This window comes from Colwellia sp. MB3u-41 (assembly GCF_014076845.1).
In the GTDB taxonomy this organism is placed as follows: Bacteria; Pseudomonadota; Gammaproteobacteria; order Enterobacterales; family Alteromonadaceae; genus Colwellia_A.
This window is the reverse complement of record NZ_JACGUT010000077.1, coordinates 260,220-278,046: the sequence shown is the minus strand read 5'-3', so window position 1 is coordinate 278,046 and position 17,827 is coordinate 260,220. Positions and strand designations below refer to the sequence as shown.

Genomic DNA, 17,827 nt, shown 5'->3' with positions numbered 1-17,827 from the left:
AAAGAATGGTAAACTTTTCTGATTTTTCTTTTTATTTATAGAGAAAGGGTTAAGTGACGCTGATTCAAAGCATCATATAAATAAAGTGCAAACTTACCGACATGGATCCTTTTTCAACCGCCTTATTACCGATAAATATAACGGAGAAATATGATTTTATATTTACAATTGGTGTGGGTATTATGCAGTTTATGATATGAGTTAACGTAGATAGACGTAACTTTTATTCACAGAAGATAGGTTGAGGCTCTGTAGCACCTAAAGATAAATTATCCTGAAGGTGCTACATTACATTGTTAAAGTATTTTCAGCTTTATTGTTAGCTACTTGTGTGCATATTAAGTTATTTGTAATGCTCACCGTTCACTGAATGTTATTCATTAAGTTGAGATATATAATGACTTATTTAAAGTCGATGATGTTAAGACTCTACCCCCCCATATTATAATTAAGAACGCCTGAACTTCTCGATTCTCTACTCCTTAATTTATGATAACTGCCCTTTCCTTCAATACTCGCTTTCAACATTTCTTTTTGCGCATTCTCTACAGAAGCCAAATTTATTGAGAGTTGAAATATTGGTTCTTTAACAATGACGATTTTATTACCTTGCCCCATTTGTTGGTAATAATTGTTCATTGCTAACAAAAACTGGTCAAATTCGAAGGCTAGTTGTGCAGGTAATATTGTTTGATTAATAACATCATTCATTGAGCCTTTAACAATGGTGTAAGATGCTTCAGGGACAACCACTGGGATATAACGGCCAGTGAGCTTCATTACTTTCCCTGCACGAAGGATGTCTAGAGATATTTGTTCACCATAGGCACGCCCTTTCAAGTAAGTATTTATTACTTGGCTGGGTGTATTACTCGCCGTATTAAATATTTCTTCTCCCAATTTAATAATTAAGTCTCCTGCCTTAATATTAACGCCGGCTGCAAGTGAATGGCTTATCACTTTATCTACCTTTATATTCTCACCGACAAAATCTCTTGCCAACACAGTGCCAAAATGTTCGTTTAGCTTACGAGATTGAACATTAGTATCATCACGCTTGTCAGCTGTTTGTTGATGAAAGACGGTAAGGCTATGCATCATTGACGTTAGCTGCTGCTGAAGATTTTCGGGTAGGTCTACCGCAAGTAATTCAGGATAATTAGTTTTTGCTTTTGCAATGAATATCCCTTCGCACTCTTTACTGTCTTGTTCCTTAATTTCGATTACAGAACCAAGTCCCATTTCACTCACAGATAACTGATAATGTTGATTAGCCAATACTTGCATAGTAACTGCAGACTGCAATGGCACAGGTGGATTACTGGCCGTTACTCCTCTACGTAAACTTTTATGATATGAAATAAAATCACGTTTATCCCATTGATTTAAAATCAAGGTATGCGTACCAGGAGCAAGAAAGTATGCATGGTCTCCTTTGAGCGTTTTTTGATATTTCTTAGGTTGAGCTACCGCTTTACCATTAGTTCCCAGTAATTCTAAGATAACTTTTTTTCCAGAGATTTCACCACTCGCCAAACTAACTGATGCACAATCTGCTGCATAGACTGTTTGTAGCAGCAAGGCTGGAATCAATGCAACTAATGCTGATTTTGCCAATCTGTATTTATTCATCTGTAATCCTTTATTTTAACTGAATACGTTCATAGGTTTAGCCATTACCGCTTAATTAAGTCAATATTTGTTAATAATATTGACTAATAATGGCTCTTAGTTTGGAACTATTTTTCTGATAAATCGTTGGTTAATTCGGTTTTAGAATGCTGCCTGAGTTATTAACTCAAGCAGCGTTAAACCTTAATTCTTTGATGAAGATTTTGAACTCGAACTCGATTTTGATGGCGAACTTGGTTTTGAACTTGATCTCCAGCTTGCATCAGAACGATGACTTCTCGGAGTTCTTAACGTACTCGAACGGTAGTCATATAATTCAATTCCATAGTTATAACGCAACTTGCGTTCCTTGGTAAATTCCATAGGATTATTCGCTAAATCAAATAAAGCGTTTAACGCTAAGCTTCTCTCGGCTAAATCTACAGTCATTTCAAATTTAGGAAATAGTATTGGTGTATATATCCCCGTTAAAACCTGTTTAATACCACTACGTAAAATAGACACTGTATATACTTTATTTTTCTCTAGGGCTCGAATATTACTGGCTAGAATAACCGATGCAGCACCCGTAAATTCTTGTTCATTAATAGAAACAATTATATCTCCTTGCTTTAAATGTAAATTTTCAGCTGGACTATTTTCAGTAATTCGCGTCACCATAAACGCTGATTTGTTGCCTATCGTTGTATTTTTTCCTGTAATACCAAAAGAAACATCATATTTCTCAGGGCTTTTTATCATAATCGCAGTATCATCCAGATCATTATTTTTGGCATATTCTGCTATTTCTACCATCAAATTATTGTACTGATATTTAATATTCTCAGGTATTGCAGTAGCATTAGTTAATGATTGAACCGTATCAAAATCAGTTGTTTTATAATTCACACTAGGGACAATTGCTGGTAAATATTTATTTGACAACTTATGCTGTTTTTCTGCTCTTGAAATAGTCATATTTACGTCATGACCTAACCCTAACTCTCCTAACAAGCCATAAAGAACACTATAAGGATCCGAAGTTATACTTTTGACATCGACACCATTAATTTCAAGTATTTTGTCGCCACTGGTTAGTTTTAATTTGCTCGCAAAAGAGTATGGAAAGACGGCGAGTGTTTTAAAACTATTTTGATTAGTGTCAAATACGGCCCCAAACGACCAATTAAACTCTAATGGGAATAAATTATTCTCCTGAATGGTTTTCATTTTTGCCATTAGATGCTTCAGTTTGTAATCAAGGTTGTTATTAAGTTGGATCTCGCGCGCCTTAGTTGATGCTATATAAGTTACTTTGTCTTCATCACATAAGTCGCTGCTTATGTCCTCAATAGATTCAATACTAAAAATAGGGAGATTATCTTTGCCTGATGACTTAGCAGCAACATTGTACCTTTTATTTTTCTCTACAATCATTTGAATAGAGCTGGGCAAGGTTCTCTCAAAACGCGGTTGCAGCCCCCTTTTAAATCGTTGATAGTAACGTTTATCCCATTGATTGAAAGTCAGTGTATGTAGACCAGGGGCTAAGTAATACTCTTTAGTTCCATCAAGTACGGCATTGAAATAAGAATGTTTATTATGCCCTTCTGCAACTGCCCCGTTGTGCCCCACTAATTCATAAACGACATCATGCTCTTGAGGATTTGCTGAAGTTATTTTAACTGCCGCACATTCGTTGGCGTGTATATTCAATGAAAAAATCAGAGCACTAATTACTAATAATGATTTTTTATAGAGTCTAGATTGATATTGCATCGTTATTTTCCTTTTGTATATTTACAATTTCCTGAATTAGTAACTTTCTTTTATTCAGTAAAATTAATTTTTCTTGAGCATTCGTTGATTGGGAAAGTTTTAATTCAATATTTCTGACCTTGTTCAAAACACCTGTTTGATGAAATGTTGGCACCGCATTGTCGAACAATTGTAATTCTAACGATTGATTAACCATCAGCACTTGTTCTAACTGACTCTGTAACTGATAGTTGCTCCACACTAACCAACCCACTGCAATAAAAAAGGTGGAAGCGGCAATGCCAATAAGTTGTTGGAAAAAATAGGGCCTAGTCCTTTTGGTTTTCCGCGAAATGACCACTAACTTTTTATCAATAGTGTGTCTTCTAATCGCTTGCCAATTCGATGCTTCTGGTATTATTACCGGCATCACATTCGCAGAAGCTTTTAATTGTTCTAACAACTTAATATCTTCTTGGCATTGTTCACACTTTTTTATATGTAAGCACTCTGCTTCGCTATATTTATCATGAGCTTGATGTAAATTAATATGCATAATTTTTAATCTCTTGCTTTGCTCTTAACTTTTTTAAACATCTTGAAACCACTGACTTTGAATAACTAGGACTTTTCTTCACAATATTTCCAATTTCTTCATGGCTATATTGTTCAACCACATACAACCAAATAATCAAACGTTCTTTTTCTGAAATTTTTAGTAATAAGGCACTTAAAAAATTATGCTGTTCGTGTAGCATTTCTATTGAAAACTCTGTTGACGTTACTTGGTTTTCATTCTCTATACCGATAACGGTTAATTTATGTTTTTTCAAAAAATTAAAAGTATGGTTAAAGGCAATACGTTTTATCCAAGCGGGAAACAATTGTGGTCCAGATGTGTAACTGTGAATTTTTTCAAATGCGGCAATAAAGGTATCTTGCAATAAGTCATTAGCATTACCTTGATCACGACATATATTAAAAATTGCCGTATAAATGAGGGGAGATAACTGTCGATAGCATTGTTCCAATGCCTCTTGATCTCCGGCTTTCATTTTATCGACAAGCGATTCATTCCATTGCACCAAAAGTTCACCCCTTTATTTTTCTTATATTTATATAACAACGCTTGTGCCTGAAGGGTCGCATATATTTTATAAAAATTAACCTTTTTAAAGTTCTACTTATATAGAGGTAACATTAATTCTATGGAGGTAATACTAATTCGAAATATATAGCCATAATCCAAATCCAAATAAATACTCTTTGTACAATTTTTTTTCATTATTTATACAGATTTAGATAAAGTAATGGTATACTCGCGCGCAAATTTTCAATAATTCCGCTTTTTTAGTAGCGACTTAAATAGAGTAAAGTAATGGCAGATTTATCTAAATACAGAAACATTGGTATCTTCGCTCACGTTGATGCGGGTAAAACCACAACAACTGAACGTATCTTAAAACTTACGGGTCAAATCCATAAAACAGGTGAAGTACATGATGGTGAATCTACGACTGACTTCATGGAACAAGAAGCTGAGCGCGGTATCACCATACAGTCTGCTGCGGTAAGCTGTTTTTGGAACGATCACCGTTTCAATGTCATCGATACTCCTGGTCACGTTGATTTCACCGTTGAAGTTTACCGTTCACTTAAAGTACTTGATGGTGGTGTTGGTGTATTCTGTGGTTCTGGTGGTGTTGAACCACAATCAGAAACTAACTGGCGTTACGCGAACGACTCAAAAGTTGCTCGTATCATCATGGTTAACAAACTTGACCGTTTAGGCGCCGATTTCTATCGTGTTTGTAAACAAGTTAAAGACGTTCTAGGTGCTACTCCTCTTATTATGACTTTACCAATTGGTGAAGAAGATGATTTTGTAGGTGTAGTTGATCTTCTGAGCGAAAAAGCTTACATATGGGATGACACAGGTCTTCCAGAAAACTATGAAATTACCGATATTCCAGCAGATATGGTAGAAAAAGCGGCTGAATACCGTGTGAAGTTAATTGAAACAGCTTTAGAAGTTGATGAAGATATGTTGATGGAGTTCTTAGAAGGGGAAATGGTTCCTACTACAGAACAAGTCAAAGCGTGTATCCGTACTGGTACTCGTGATATGACTTTCTTCCCAACTTACGGTGCATCTGCATTTAAAAACAAAGGTATTCAATTAATTCTTGATGCTGTTGTTGATTACTTGCCTTCACCTACCGATGTTAATCCTCAACCACTTACTGATGAAGAAGGCACGCCTAATGGCGAATTCGCAATCGTTTCTGCAGAAGAAACATTCAAAGCGTTAGCATTCAAAATCACTGATGACCGTTTTGGTACATTAACTTTCGTACGTATCTATTCAGGTACATTGAAGAAAGGCGATACAATTCTTAATGCTGCTACAGGTAAAACAGAGCGTGTTGGACGTATGTGTGAAATGCAAGCTGATGACCGTAATGAGCTTACTTCGGCACAAGCTGGTGATATCATCGCGATTGTTGGTATGAAAAGTAATGTTCAGACAGGTCACACATTATGTGATCCAAAACACCCTATCGTCCTAGAAGCGATGGTTTTCCCTAAGCCTGTAATTTCAATCTCTGTGACACCTAAAGATAAAGGTTCAACTGAGAAAATGGGTCTTGCTATCGGTAAAATGGTTGCAGAAGATCCTACTTTTAAAGTTGAAACTGATATCGATTCAGGTGAAACAATTTTATCTGGTATGGGTGAGCTTCACTTAGATATCAAAGTAGATATTCTAAAACGTACTTATGGTGTTGAATTAGAAGTTGGTAAGCCACAAGTTGCCTACCGTGAAACAATCACTACGGCAATTGAAGATTCTTACACACATAAGAAACAGTCTGGTGGTTCTGGTCAGTTCGGTAAAATTGATTACCGTATTAAGCCCGGCGAACCAGGTACTGGTTTCGTATTCAGCTCTGTTGTTGTCGGTGGTAATGTTCCTAAGGAATTCTTCCCAGCTATCGAGAAAGGCTTCAAAGGCATGATGGATACTGGTGTTCTTGCTGGCTTCCCTGTACTTGACGTTGAAATTGAATTATACGATGGTGGTTTTCACGCGGTCGATTCATCTGCTGTTGCATTTGAATTAGCTGCTCGTGGTGCTTTCCGTCAATCAATTCCAAAAGCTGGTGCACAGTTAATTGAACCTATCATGAAAGTTGATGTGTTTACGCCTGATGATCACGTTGGTGATGTTATTGGTGATTTAAACCGTCGTCGTGGCATGATCGCAGGTCAAGACGCGGGTGTTTCTGGTGTTCGTATTAAAGCTGACGTTCCTCTTTCAGAAATGTTTGGTTACATCGGAACATTACGTACAATGACATCAGGTCGTGGTCAATTCTCAATGGAATTCTCTCACTACATGCCTTGTCCTAATAACGTAGCAGAAGTTGTTATCGCTGAAGTAAAAGCAGCTAAAGCAGCTAAAGATGCCGCTAGAAAATAGTAAGCATTAAAGTACTAAAACAAAAAAGGACGCTTCTGCGTCCTTTTTTATTGTCTTAATATTACAGATAATCAACGATTTAAATTTTATAATATCCGTTTAATTAATGAGTGGTTCTATTTTCTCATGGGGTAAAAGGGATAAACTTAGTATAGTTATGAGATATCCGTATCATTTTCTATATCCGTGACTGCTATAACAGTAGCCCAGGGATCTGCAGATTCATCAGCTTCTTTTGGTAAGGCTGTTTTCGTTGACGTCGCTACCGCAGCATTTATTTCGGTCATTTCTTCTTTCGTTAAATTTCGCCATTGGCCTGACTTTAAGTCGCCCAGTTCAACGGTCATAATACGTGAACGTTTGAGTTTCAATACTTCATAATCTAAATATTCACACATGCGGCGAATTTGGCGATTCAAGCCTTGCGTAAGAATAATGCGAAATTCAAATTTGCTGTGAACTTTAACAATACAAGGTTTTGTAATAGTACCAAGAATAGGAACACCTTTAGACATACGCAGAATAAAACGCTCACTGATAGGTTTATCAACGGTCACAATATACTCTTTATCGTGTGCATTTTCAGCGCGTAAAATTTTATTAACAATATCTCCATCACTGGTAAGAAAAATTAATCCTTCTGATGGTTTGTCTAAACGACCAATAGGGAAAATTCTTTCTTGATGACCAATAGCATCAATAATATTGCCCCTGACATTTAGTTCAGTTGTACAAGTGATGCCAATAGGTTTGTTGTAGGCAATATAAACCCTGTCTGATTTATTGGTAGGCATTGCACCGACTTGTTTACCATCAACAAAAACAACATCACCTGGCTGTACTTTAGTACCTAATTCAGGGCTTTTACCGTTAATGGTAACTCGGTTTTCTTCAATCAGCTTATCAGCACCTCGACGCGAGCAATAACCTGATTCACTGATAAATTTGTTGAGTCTTTTTTCTTGATCGCTCACGAGATATTCCAAAATAGTACAAAGTAGTGAATATGTATTTTACCTGAACTTTTACAGACATTGATAAAAGCTTTATTATTATTTAGCTTTATTCCACAGGTTTTGGTTAATCTTTACAGCAAAGAACTCTCCGGGCTCCCAACAGCGTGGAATTAAGTCTAATTTCTTACGTTCATGATAATTTGATACTAAAAGCTCTAATATTTCATGGAGCCGTTCTTTGCTGATGCTAGAAAAACTTTTTGCTGTTTCTGTATAATACAAATTATTAGACTTTTTGAGCACAACTTCTTGTCCATGACATATAAAAGCTAAATTACGCGTTGCTGCTCGGCAAATAGGATTTTCAAGATCATTAGGGTAAAGCTGACTGACTATTGCATATTCATAGCGGTCAGCCATATCTTGTTCTACCGGAATATAGGTAACGCCATAACCTTGAGGGAAATGACCCGTAATTTGAGCGAGTGCATCAACAACTATCTGGCTACAGGCTCCGCGCTCTGCATTCTGGTTTAAGACATGATAAACTTTTGGTAATAATTTGTAGTTATAGCTATCTTTGGTCGACAAGATTATTGAACTATAGATTTGTGGCACTTTAAGTAAATTACCAATCCCTTGTTTTGGGTTCACGGCGCTTTTTAATAGGTGCTTAATAAATAATAATTTTTTACGTTCAAGTGCATTATACTTATCACGATCTGCTTTTGAGTTACCTATATAAATCGACGCGCCAATGCCATCTACAAGGTATTTTACCGTTTCCCGGTAGTTAATTTGTAATAATGCTTTTCGTTCTTCTATCGGTAATGTTCTGTGAGGATTTTTTTCATTTTTTTCGCCAGACAAAATAGCTATCGCTTCAGGGTGGTTATTACCCATATCTTGTAATAATGACGCCATCATTAAAGGAATTTTCACCTTTTCAACAAAAGCCTGATACGCTTGTGGATTGTCTTGTGCAAAAGTTTTATACTGGTCTGAAGATATATTACCCAAGGCAACTTTAATGTAAGGTTCAACAATATTTTTGTCTAAACATAATCTGTCGAGTAAACGTAAACACAGCACACTTTTATAAAGAGGCTTGTTCTGCTCATTGGATAAAGCGACTTTTTTACCTTGGGTAGGGCTAACTAATTGGATAATACCTAATAACTGCCCTGATTTACGATTACTTTCCTCAAAACTATCACCTTCGCATAAACTGATAATTTCTTTACACAGCAAGAATAAATGTTGATGGCGCTCATTACGTTCGAACTTCAATTCTTCCTGATAGGCACGTTCTTCTCGCTCTAACCGAACCCTTTGTTGTTTAGTTTTATCGCTAGGGACTTGGGCCGTTATTTTTTCAATATTATTTTGAAGTTCATCGAGCTTATGTTGGATAAAGGGTTGTTTTTCATAATATTCAATCGCACGCTCGAGTACTGAATCGTTTAGTTGGCTACGTCCGTATATCCTTGTTAAAAGGCTTTTTGCTTGTGCGGTAAAGTTTGTATCGCTGTTACTTTTATTTGCCATAAAAAATAAAACTGAGCCTTAAATAAGTGTATTAAAATTTTTGTTAACCAGATGCTAGTTGATAATACTACGGAAACAAGTATTTCGTACACTTTACGTAATAAAAAAGCATAACGTTAAGGTCATGCTTTTTAAATTAAAGTATTGTCTATTAAAAGCGTTATGTAACTAACTTAAACCTTTAATTTTAACTTGATGTTTTTTACCTGCCAATTGTTGACAGATACTAACTAAATCTGAGTGTAAGCCACCAGCGGTAACATCTCGTCCTGCACCAGGTCCTTGGATAATGAGTGGGTTATCTTGATACCAAAGGCTTTTTATTAAAAATATATTATCGCACGGTGTTAAACGAGTAAATGCGTCATTATTGGGTAAAACAGCTAAATGAACCTTAGCTGTTGATTTACCTTGTTCATTTACAGCAAACTCTGCAATATAACGAATACACGATTGCTTCGCCGACGCTTGCGCTAACTGTTCAGCAAAATAAGTATCTAATTGAGCTGCTTTTGCTAAAAAATCTTTTATTGATAGGCCTTGTAGTGATTCAGGTACTAAGTTCTGACAATCAATATCTTCAAGTGATAATTCAAAACCAGCCATACGCGCTAGTATTAGTAATTTTCGTTGTACGTCTCGGCCCGATAAATCTTCACGTGGATCAGGTTCAGTAATACCTTGTGACAGTGCATCTAGTAACAACCTTGAAAAAGGAACACTACCATCATAGGTTTCAAATAACCAAGAGAGTGTTCCAGAGAAAATTCCGGATATTTCAATGATTTGATCGCCGCTATTAAGTAAATCGTTAATCGCAAAATTAATCGGTAAACCTGCACCTACGGTCGTATTACCTAACCATAAGCTTTTATTTTTTGCCGCTGTCGATACTAAGGTATTATATTGTTTGGTGCTGGACGATGCCGCCCACTTATTTGCGCCAATAACATGAATTCCCTCTCTAAAAAAATCGCCGTATAGATAACTAAAATGTTCACTGGGTGTTATATCAACAACAATTAATTCATCGTAAGGGTGATTGGTCAACCATGACATTAATAATGCATTGTCATAAGCTTTAGCATCTCGCTCATAAAGCTTTATCGCTCGAACAACATCGATACCGTCGGTATTAAGAAGTGCTTTATTCGACGCAACTAAACCGACTAAATGTACGTTCTCTAACGCCGGGATCCGATTGAGTTGCCCAGGTAATAACTCCAAAAACCGTTGACCAATATTACCAAGTCCTGCTACAACAACCCCGATATGACGTGCGTCTTTAGTCATATCATGATGAACATTATTGAGTAACTCCCCCGTACAACTCTGCTGAAGAACGGCAATAATACTATGTTCACTTAACGAGTTAACCACATAAAGCACTTTGGAATGTTTGAGAGCACGCTTAAAACGCGCTTGAATATTACCTTGGTTCACTACACTGTGACCAACAATAGCTAAAATTGAAACCGGTGTGAATGACACGTCGGTATCATGATTGGCTAACCATTGACTAACCAACTTTTGTTGTGCTCGGTGAATAACAATAAAACCTTGTTTAACATCACTGCAAATAGCAGAAAACTCATGGTTAGCCTGCCCAGCCAATGAACCAGTTAAACTTGTTGATTGAACCAGTAATAAATCATTGAGTGAAGTCACTGATAGTTCTTGCTTAGCAATTTGACCAAATTTACCAATTTCTGTACCAGATATTTCGGGATCAAAACTGCTTGCTACATGTAAATGCGTACTGTGGTTCGTGAGCGGTTGTAAAGTTTTTGCATGTAAAACGGGGTTACCCAAGCGACCAAGCTCTTTTGCTACACCGTTTGGTAAACGGTGTAATTTACGAGCAAGTGGTACAACACGGGGATCAGCACTATATATACCATCGACATCAGTCCAGAGCGTAACATTCAACGCACCCGACAGCGATGCGATTATTGTTGCTGAATAGTCACTGCCATTACGTCCTAATGTACAGGTCTCACCTCGTGAGTTTTTAGTAATGTAGCCAGTAATGACTGCCAACTTTCCCTTTTGTAATATTTCCTGAAATTGTTTTTTGCTGCTTTGATTATCAACTGCACACTCTTTATCGTTATTAATAACTAAGAAATCACGCGCATCAATTGAATAACTTGGACACACTTGCTCACTCAGCACTGCGGATAATAAACGCGCAGACCACACTTCTCCATAGGCCAGCATATCAGCATGATGTTGACGCGGTTGCTCTGTTAACCAAACGGTTAATTGATCTATATCATCAGACAAAATCTCAATTAAGCATGCGGCTCTACTCTTATTTAATAGTTCACTAATTAATACACTTTGTGACTGTTTTAATGCCTCAATGGCGACTAAAAGATCCTGACTATTTTCAACAGCGAGTTCATAAATATTGAATAAGTCATCCGTCGTATTACCATTAGCAGAGACAACGACTAAATCATCTAACTGACAATTTTTGCGAATAATAGCAACCACACGCTCAATACATTGTGTGGTTGCCAAGCTGCTACCACCAAATTTATGTGCATGTATAGCATGTTTGGCAAGTTGGTTATTCCCGGATGATAACGGTTCTACTGTATTTGACTGTGTCATTTTCACTCATTAATTATTCTACTAAAAATAGCCTAAAAACTTAAATTTGGCTCGCAAGTAAAGCTTGTTCCAAATCACTGATAATATCAGTAATATCTTCAATACCTACAGAAATTCTGACTAAGGATTGCGTGATACCTGCAGCAATTTGTGCTTCAATCTCCATACCTGCGTGAGTCATCGTTGATGGATGACTGATTAAACTTTCGACGCCACCTAACGATTGTGCCAAGGTAAAGAGTGCTAACTTATCAAACAACACTTTAACCGCTTCAACACCGCCTTTTATTTCAAAACTCATCATAGCGCCAAAATCTTTTTGTTGCCGCTTAGCAATTTCATGTCCTGGATGATCTTTCAAACCAGGAAAATACACGGCATTAATTGCTGAGTGATTTTTTAGGTATTTTGCCACAACATTTGCATTCTCTTGATGTTGTTTCATGCGAATAGGCAATGTTTTTAAGCCGCGTAATGCAAGATAGCTGTCAAATGGTGAGCCCGTAATACCAATACAATTTGCCCACCACGCAAGTTCTACACCAAGCTCCTGGTCTTTTGTTACTAATACACCACCAACCACATCACTATGACCGTTAATATATTTAGTTGTTGAATGAAAAACAATATCCGCGCCTAATAATAACGGCTGCTGCAAAAGAGGTGAAAGAAAAGTATTATCTACCGCAACTAAAGCTCCTACATTATGACTCGCCTGAGTGACCTTTTCTATATCAACCAAACGTAATAATGGGTTACTCGGTGATTCAACCAGAACTAATCTTGGCTTTTTCGCCAGTGCTTGAGCTAAGGCTTCCTCATCGTTTTGGTCAACAACGATAACATTAAATTGGCCACGTTTTGCTAAATGGGTAAATAATCGATAACTGCCACCATAACAGTCATGGGGGATAATAACAGTATCTTGTGTTGTCAGTAGTTGACAGATTAAATGAACAGCAGACATACCGGTACTAGTGACTATACCAACTGCGCCATGCTCTAAATCAGCAATAGCTTGCCCAAATGTACTTCGTGTTGGATTTCCTGTCCTAGAATAATCAAACTGGCGCTTATCATTAAAGCCTTTTAAAGCGTAAGTACTCGATAAATGAATTGCAGGTACAACGCCACCATGGTGTTTATCACTATTAATACCCGCTCTAACCGCCAATGTTGCTGGTTTTTTGCTTGTCATTTTTTGCTCCAATTGGACAATAAAATCAAATAGATGTTTGGACGTCTATAACTCTAAACGCTTTACTTTTGCCGGTCAAGAACTTTAGACTTCTAAACTTCTACACATTCGTTATTGACTCAACGCCAACAACCAGTAAAATCGAACCTATAAAAAATAATTTAGCTAAACAAGGTAATTAGATGGCAAAGTGGAATGGCGATTATATAAAACCATACGCCGAACATGGGAAAAAAAGTGAGCAAGTTAAAAAAATCACCGTATCAATTCCGTTGCGTGTGCTTAAGGTGTTAACTGACGAACGCACACGTCGACAAGTTAATAATTTACGCCATGCGACAAACAGTGAATTATTATGTGAAGCTTTTTTACATGCTTTTACTGGACAGCCTCTTCCTGATGATGGTGATTTGACAAAAGACAATACTGAAATGCTCCCCAAAAGTGTTCGAGATGCACTGATAGCAAAGGGGATTACCGACTTTAGTCAATTTGAAGTAGATGACGAGTAGTAATTATTTACACTCATTTAAAGACGCTTTAGCGTCTTTTTTTATGCCTAAACGATAAGCATCGATAACACCCACTCCCCAACAAATTACGAGTATATAGGTTAATGTGCTCACCCAGAACGGATCAAAAGTAATAGGGTGTTTTGCTATTTCATTTGCAAGTACTTGGCTGTTTAGCCCAATTTCACCTGATTTTACTCTATCAATAAGTGGCTGATATTTACTGACCACCTCTTCAATATACACATAAGCCGTTATTGAAAATACTAAAATTAGCGCTATTGCACGCCGATAGGACTGAAAAACTAGTTGGCCAACTCCTGGGTAAACAAGCGTAGAAAGTAAAACTGCTTTTGTTACGTTTTTCATTATGGCTCTCCCGCGTGTTCATCTTAGTTTATTTGCATTACATTTTACTGATTATTCCATATAATTTTCAAGCATCACTAATGCGGCAACGCCAGAATCAACCGCGGCTTGGGCAAGTGCAACTCGACCACATAAACCACGATTGCTCCTTTGCGCTGATTATTCCATATAATTTTCAGGCATCGCTAATGCGACAACGCCAGAATCAACCACAGCTTGGGCAAGTGCAACTCGACCACATAAACCACGATTGCTCCTTTGCGCTGATTATTCCATATAATTTTCAGGCATCGCTAATGCGGCAACGCCAGAATCAACCGCAGCTTGGGCAACAGCAAGTGCAACTCGACCACATAAACGCGGGTCCATTGGTTTAGGAATGATATATTCCTTACCAAAAGTTAAACTTTGCTCACCGCTAGCATCTAGCACTTCCTGCAAAACAGGTTCTTTTGCTAATTCACGGATGGCATTAACAGCAGCAATTTTCATTTCATCGTTAATCCTTCTAGCACGAACATCTAATGCTCCACGGAAAATAAAAGGAAAACATAAAACATTATTAACTTGGTTAGGGTAATCAGAACGTCCAGTGGCAATAATAAGATCATCGCGAACAGCAAGCGCTAATGCTGGTTTAATTTCAGGATCGGGGTTTGAACAAGCAAATATCACCGGATTCGCCGCCATCATTTTTACATTTTCAACAGAAAGTAAATTTGGCCCAGAAACACCGACAAATACATCTGCGCCATCGATGACATCTTCTAGCGTACGTTTATCGGTATTATTAGCAAACATACGCTTGTATTCATTAAGATCGTCACGACGAGTATGAATAACACCTTTAGTATCTAACATGTAGATTTTTTCTCGCTGAGCGCCACATTTTATTAAGAGTTCCATACAAGCAATTGCTGCAGCACCTGCCCCAAGACACACTATATTGGCGTCTTTAATATGTTTACCTTGAATTTCTAAGGCATTGATCATACCTGCAGCAGTAACGATAGCGGTACCATGTTGATCATCATGAAATACAGGTATTTTACAACGTTCAATAAGGGCCTTTTCAATAGCAAAACACTCTGGCGCTTTAATATCTTCTAAGTTAATGCCGCCAAAACTATCTGCAATATTAGCCACCGTATTAACAAATTCTTCAACTGTCTTATGTTTGACCTCGATATCGAATGAATTAATGTTTGCAAATCGCTTAAACAATAACGCTTTACCTTCCATCACTGGCTTAGCAGCCATACCACCTAAATTACCTAAACCTAAAATAGCGGTACCGTTAGTAATAACAGCAACCGTATTACCTTTGCCGGTATATTTGTAAACATCATCTGGGTTTGCTGCAATTGCACGTACCGGCTCAGCAACACCGGGGCTGTATGCGAGCGCTAAATCAAGGCTAGTTTCAGCAGCGGTAGTTAATTCGACACTTATTTTCCCTGGCGTTGGGAATTGATGGTAATCAAGTGCTTGTTGGCGAAAATCAGTCATGATGAGTCCTATGCGTTAGGTAAATTTATTATGTTTTTTATGCTATTTTTTAAGTTTTATTATTTTTACATACAGTATAGTTATATATATTATGGCAATCTTACATGTTGTTCCAACATTATTCTTATATAAAAAAGTGCCAGAAGCCACAACAAACATACCCTCAGCACTTTTCTATTGCACATCATAAAACTAAATATTCGTTATATAGCTTAATCTATTCATCTAATACTTATGTACATTTTATAAACTTCATTCACTGGCTAAACTTAGCTTTCTATTTTTGTTTTTTTCAATGCACAATAGCGAATTTATCACTAAATTTTAACATTAAAACCATAACGTTCATTAACTTTATAACTTATGATTGTAGTGTTAGTAATTTTTTTTGCATTTATATTCAAATCAATGTTTGAATATATTTTATTTTTGATGAAAAAAAAACCACCTAAAAGGTGGTTTTAATAAAATTTTATTTTAGAAAATATGCTGTATTATGTGTTAATCAGTGAACGGATTAACTAAAATAATAGTTTCATTACGTTCTGGTCCTGTTGAAATAATATCAACCGGTACGCCTGTCAATTCTTCAATACGCTTGATGTAAGCAATTGCATTAGCAGGTAAAACATCACGAGAAGTTGCTCCAACTGTTGTTTCAGACCAGCCCGGCATTTCTTCGTAAACAGGTGTAATACACTCATAACCTTCAGCAGCCGTTGGCGGCACGGTGATAATATCACCCGCTTGAGTTTTGTAGCCTGTACAAATTTTAAGTGTTTTTAAACCATCTAAAACATCAAGTTTAGTTAAACAGAAACCTGTTACGCTGTTAACTTGAATCGCGCGATGCATTGCAACGGCATCAAACCAACCACAACGTCGCTCACGACCCGTAGTTGCGCCAAATTCATGGCCAACGGTGCCTAAGTGTTCACCCACTTCATCGTCTAGTTCTGTTGGGAAAGGACCCGAACCAACACGCGTTGTGTATGCTTTAGTAATGCCTAATATATAATCTAAGTGACGAGGTCCAAAACCACAACCGGTAGCAACGCCACCTGCAGTAGTATTTGAAGACGTTACATAAGGGTAAGTACCGTGATCAATATCCAGTAAAGTGCCTTGAGCACCTTCGAACATAATTGACTCACCGTTTTTACGCGCTTGATCAAGCATTTCAGGTATATCAGCAACCATCTTAAGGATCACATCACGCACCGCGAGGGCATCAGCAAGGACTGTTTCATAACAAACAGGCTCAACTTTGTAGTAATGTTCTAAAGAGAAATTATGGTATTCAACAATTTCTTTTAATTTAATTGCAAATGTTTCTGCACAGACTAAGTCACCAACCCGTAAACCACGGCGAGCCACTTTATCTTCATAAGCTGGACCAATTCCGCGTCCTGTCGTACCAATAGGCTTATTACCACGAGCAATTTCACGCGCCGCATCTAAAGCATTATGGTAAGGAAGAATTAACGGACAAGCATCACTAATAAGTAAGCGTTCGCGAACAGGAACACCCTTAGCTTCTAACATTGCGATTTCTGTCATCAAGGCTTTTGGACATAAAACTACGCCGTTACCGATTAAACATTTCACATTGTCACGTAATACACCCGATGGAATTAAATGAAGTACGGTTTTTTCACCGTCAATTACCAAAGTATGACCTGCATTATGGCCTCCTTGATAACGTACTACGTACTTAGCTTTATCTGTGAGTAAATCAACAATCTTACCCTTACCTTCGTCACCCCATTGGGTGCCTAGAACTACGACGTTTTTGCCCATGTTTTCAATTTCGATAAAAAATTAGGCGGCGATTTTATCAAAAATAAAATAGTAGTCCAAGTAATATATGACGATTTTTAGTTCAATTTTAAAATATTCAATTAACTAAAGGGCTTATAAAAAATATTTATATCAAACTTTAACCTATTTGCTCATCAACCATAAAATAATCATACCAAAAAACAATAAACTCATGCCGATATTACGGATAGATGAAGTCGGTTGTTGTGTTAACTTTATTAGGTAGTTTTGCCATTTATTGGGAAAAAGGGCTGGTACTAAACCCTCAATGATCAGTACCAACGCGAAAGCGGTTAACAGTGTATCTATCATCTTAATACTCCGTAAGTTATTTGATTAGTATTGAAATAAGGAATTACTCCTATTAACAATTGATTGGTTGCTACTTATAGCAGATATAAAAAAGCCATGACAAGTCATGGCTTTTTTATCAAAAGAATAG

The 17,827-nt window shown here is 37.1% G+C and carries 14 protein-coding genes; 2 read left to right on the top strand and 12 right to left on the bottom strand.

The features are described 5' to 3' along the window. Positions 1 to 429 precede the first annotated feature (429 nt). The 4 genes from H4J73_RS10400 to H4J73_RS10385 all read right to left on the bottom strand — a co-directional run bounded on the left by H4J73_RS10400 (position 430) and on the right by H4J73_RS10385 (position 4,454). Positions 430 to 1,632 carry a hypothetical protein gene (locus H4J73_RS10400; protein ID WP_182180569.1) on the bottom strand — a complete coding sequence of 401 codons (1,203 nt, stop codon included), beginning with the start codon at positions 1,630 to 1,632 and terminating at the stop codon, positions 430 to 432. Between the two features lie 183 nt (positions 1,633 to 1,815). Then, complete coding sequence (locus H4J73_RS10395) at positions 1,816 to 3,390, bottom strand: PDZ domain-containing protein (RefSeq protein WP_182180571.1); 1,575 nt, start codon at positions 3,388 to 3,390, stop codon at positions 1,816 to 1,818. Beyond that, entirely contained in the window at positions 3,374 to 3,925 is a 552-nt protein-coding gene (locus tag H4J73_RS10390; protein ID WP_182180573.1) for a hypothetical protein, read from the bottom strand. The genes H4J73_RS10395 and H4J73_RS10390 overlap by 17 nt, the downstream gene beginning before the upstream one ends. Next, positions 3,915 to 4,454, bottom strand: a complete 540-nt coding sequence (locus tag H4J73_RS10385; protein WP_182180574.1) for an RNA polymerase sigma factor — start codon at positions 4,452 to 4,454, stop codon at positions 3,915 to 3,917. The genes H4J73_RS10390 and H4J73_RS10385 overlap by 11 nt, the downstream gene beginning before the upstream one ends. 293 nt (positions 4,455 to 4,747) lie before the next feature. Here H4J73_RS10385 and fusA point away from each other — a divergent pair, with 293 nt between their 5' ends. After that, positions 4,748 to 6,853, top strand: coding sequence for an elongation factor G (gene fusA, locus H4J73_RS10380; protein WP_182180576.1), 2,106 nt, complete (start codon positions 4,748 to 4,750; stop codon positions 6,851 to 6,853). Positions 6,854 to 7,008: 155 nt separating this feature from the next. Here fusA and rluF read toward each other — a convergent pair whose 3' ends face one another. From rluF to metB, 4 genes are all read right to left on the bottom strand, one after another. Continuing rightward, complete coding sequence (rluF, locus tag H4J73_RS10375; RefSeq protein ID WP_182180578.1) at positions 7,009 to 7,827, bottom strand: 23S rRNA pseudouridine(2604) synthase RluF; 819 nt, start codon at positions 7,825 to 7,827, stop codon at positions 7,009 to 7,011. 78 nt (positions 7,828 to 7,905) lie between these two features. Next, entirely contained in the window at positions 7,906 to 9,357 is a 1,452-nt protein-coding gene (locus H4J73_RS10370) for a hypothetical protein (protein WP_182180580.1), read from the bottom strand. A 168-nt stretch (positions 9,358 to 9,525) separates the two neighbouring features. Beyond that, entirely contained in the window at positions 9,526 to 11,976 is a 2,451-nt protein-coding gene (gene metL / locus H4J73_RS10365) for a bifunctional aspartate kinase/homoserine dehydrogenase II (protein WP_182223480.1), read from the bottom strand. Between the two features lie 40 nt (positions 11,977 to 12,016). Continuing rightward, complete coding sequence (metB, locus tag H4J73_RS10360; RefSeq protein WP_182180584.1) at positions 12,017 to 13,174, bottom strand: cystathionine gamma-synthase; 1,158 nt, start codon at positions 13,172 to 13,174, stop codon at positions 12,017 to 12,019. A 182-nt stretch (positions 13,175 to 13,356) separates the two neighbouring features. On the opposite strand from metB, the gene metJ reads away from it, so the two are divergent. Beyond that, the gene (gene metJ, locus H4J73_RS10355; protein WP_182180586.1) at positions 13,357 to 13,686 is read left to right on the top strand and encodes a met regulon transcriptional regulator MetJ; all 330 of its coding nucleotides are present in this window, start codon (positions 13,357 to 13,359) and stop codon (positions 13,684 to 13,686) included. Positions 13,687 to 13,689: 3 nt separating this feature from the next. Here metJ and H4J73_RS10350 read toward each other — a convergent pair whose 3' ends face one another. From H4J73_RS10350 to H4J73_RS10335, 4 genes are all read right to left on the bottom strand, one after another. Continuing rightward, positions 13,690 to 14,055 (bottom strand): hypothetical protein, encoded by a 366-nt coding sequence (locus tag H4J73_RS10350; protein ID WP_182223479.1) that lies wholly within the window; start codon positions 14,053 to 14,055, stop codon positions 13,690 to 13,692. Between the two features lie 267 nt (positions 14,056 to 14,322). Beyond that, positions 14,323 to 15,564 carry a malic enzyme-like NAD(P)-binding protein gene (locus H4J73_RS10345; RefSeq protein WP_182180590.1) on the bottom strand — a complete coding sequence of 414 codons (1,242 nt, stop codon included), beginning with the start codon at positions 15,562 to 15,564 and terminating at the stop codon, positions 14,323 to 14,325. Positions 15,565 to 16,065: 501 nt separating this feature from the next. Beyond that, positions 16,066 to 17,364, bottom strand: coding sequence for an adenylosuccinate synthase (locus tag H4J73_RS10340; RefSeq protein ID WP_182180592.1), 1,299 nt, complete (start codon positions 17,362 to 17,364; stop codon positions 16,066 to 16,068). 144 nt (positions 17,365 to 17,508) lie between these two features. Further along, positions 17,509 to 17,697, bottom strand: coding sequence for a DUF2065 domain-containing protein (locus tag H4J73_RS10335; protein WP_182180594.1), 189 nt, complete (start codon positions 17,695 to 17,697; stop codon positions 17,509 to 17,511). Positions 17,698 to 17,827: the final 130 nt, after the last annotated feature.

Excerpts from the sequence above, each read along its gene's own strand:
- H4J73_RS10400 (WP_182180569.1), bottom strand. The coding sequence starts at position 1,632 with ATGAATAAATACAGATTGGCAAAATCAGCATTAGTTGCATTGATTCCA.
- H4J73_RS10350 (WP_182223479.1), bottom strand. The coding sequence starts at position 14,055 with ATGAAAAACGTAACAAAAGCAGTTTTACTTTCTACGCTTGTTTACCCA.
- H4J73_RS10395 (WP_182180571.1), bottom strand. The coding sequence starts at position 3,390 with ATGCAATATCAATCTAGACTCTATAAAAAATCATTATTAGTAATTAGT.
- H4J73_RS10390 (WP_182180573.1), bottom strand. The coding sequence starts at position 3,925 with ATGCATATTAATTTACATCAAGCTCATGATAAATATAGCGAAGCAGAG.
- metL (WP_182223480.1), bottom strand. The coding sequence starts at position 11,976 with ATGACACAGTCAAATACAGTAGAACCGTTATCATCCGGGAATAACCAA.
- H4J73_RS10340 (WP_182180592.1), bottom strand. The coding sequence starts at position 17,364 with ATGGGCAAAAACGTCGTAGTTCTAGGCACCCAATGGGGTGACGAAGGT.
- H4J73_RS10370 (WP_182180580.1), bottom strand. The coding sequence starts at position 9,357 with ATGGCAAATAAAAGTAACAGCGATACAAACTTTACCGCACAAGCAAAA.
- H4J73_RS10345 (WP_182180590.1), bottom strand. The coding sequence starts at position 15,564 with ATGACTGATTTTCGCCAACAAGCACTTGATTACCATCAATTCCCAACG.
- metJ (WP_182180586.1), top strand. The coding sequence starts at position 13,357 with ATGGCAAAGTGGAATGGCGATTATATAAAACCATACGCCGAACATGGG.
- H4J73_RS10335 (WP_182180594.1), bottom strand. The coding sequence starts at position 17,697 with ATGATAGATACACTGTTAACCGCTTTCGCGTTGGTACTGATCATTGAG.
- metB (WP_182180584.1), bottom strand. The coding sequence starts at position 13,174 with ATGACAAGCAAAAAACCAGCAACATTGGCGGTTAGAGCGGGTATTAAT.
- fusA (WP_182180576.1), top strand. The coding sequence starts at position 4,748 with ATGGCAGATTTATCTAAATACAGAAACATTGGTATCTTCGCTCACGTT.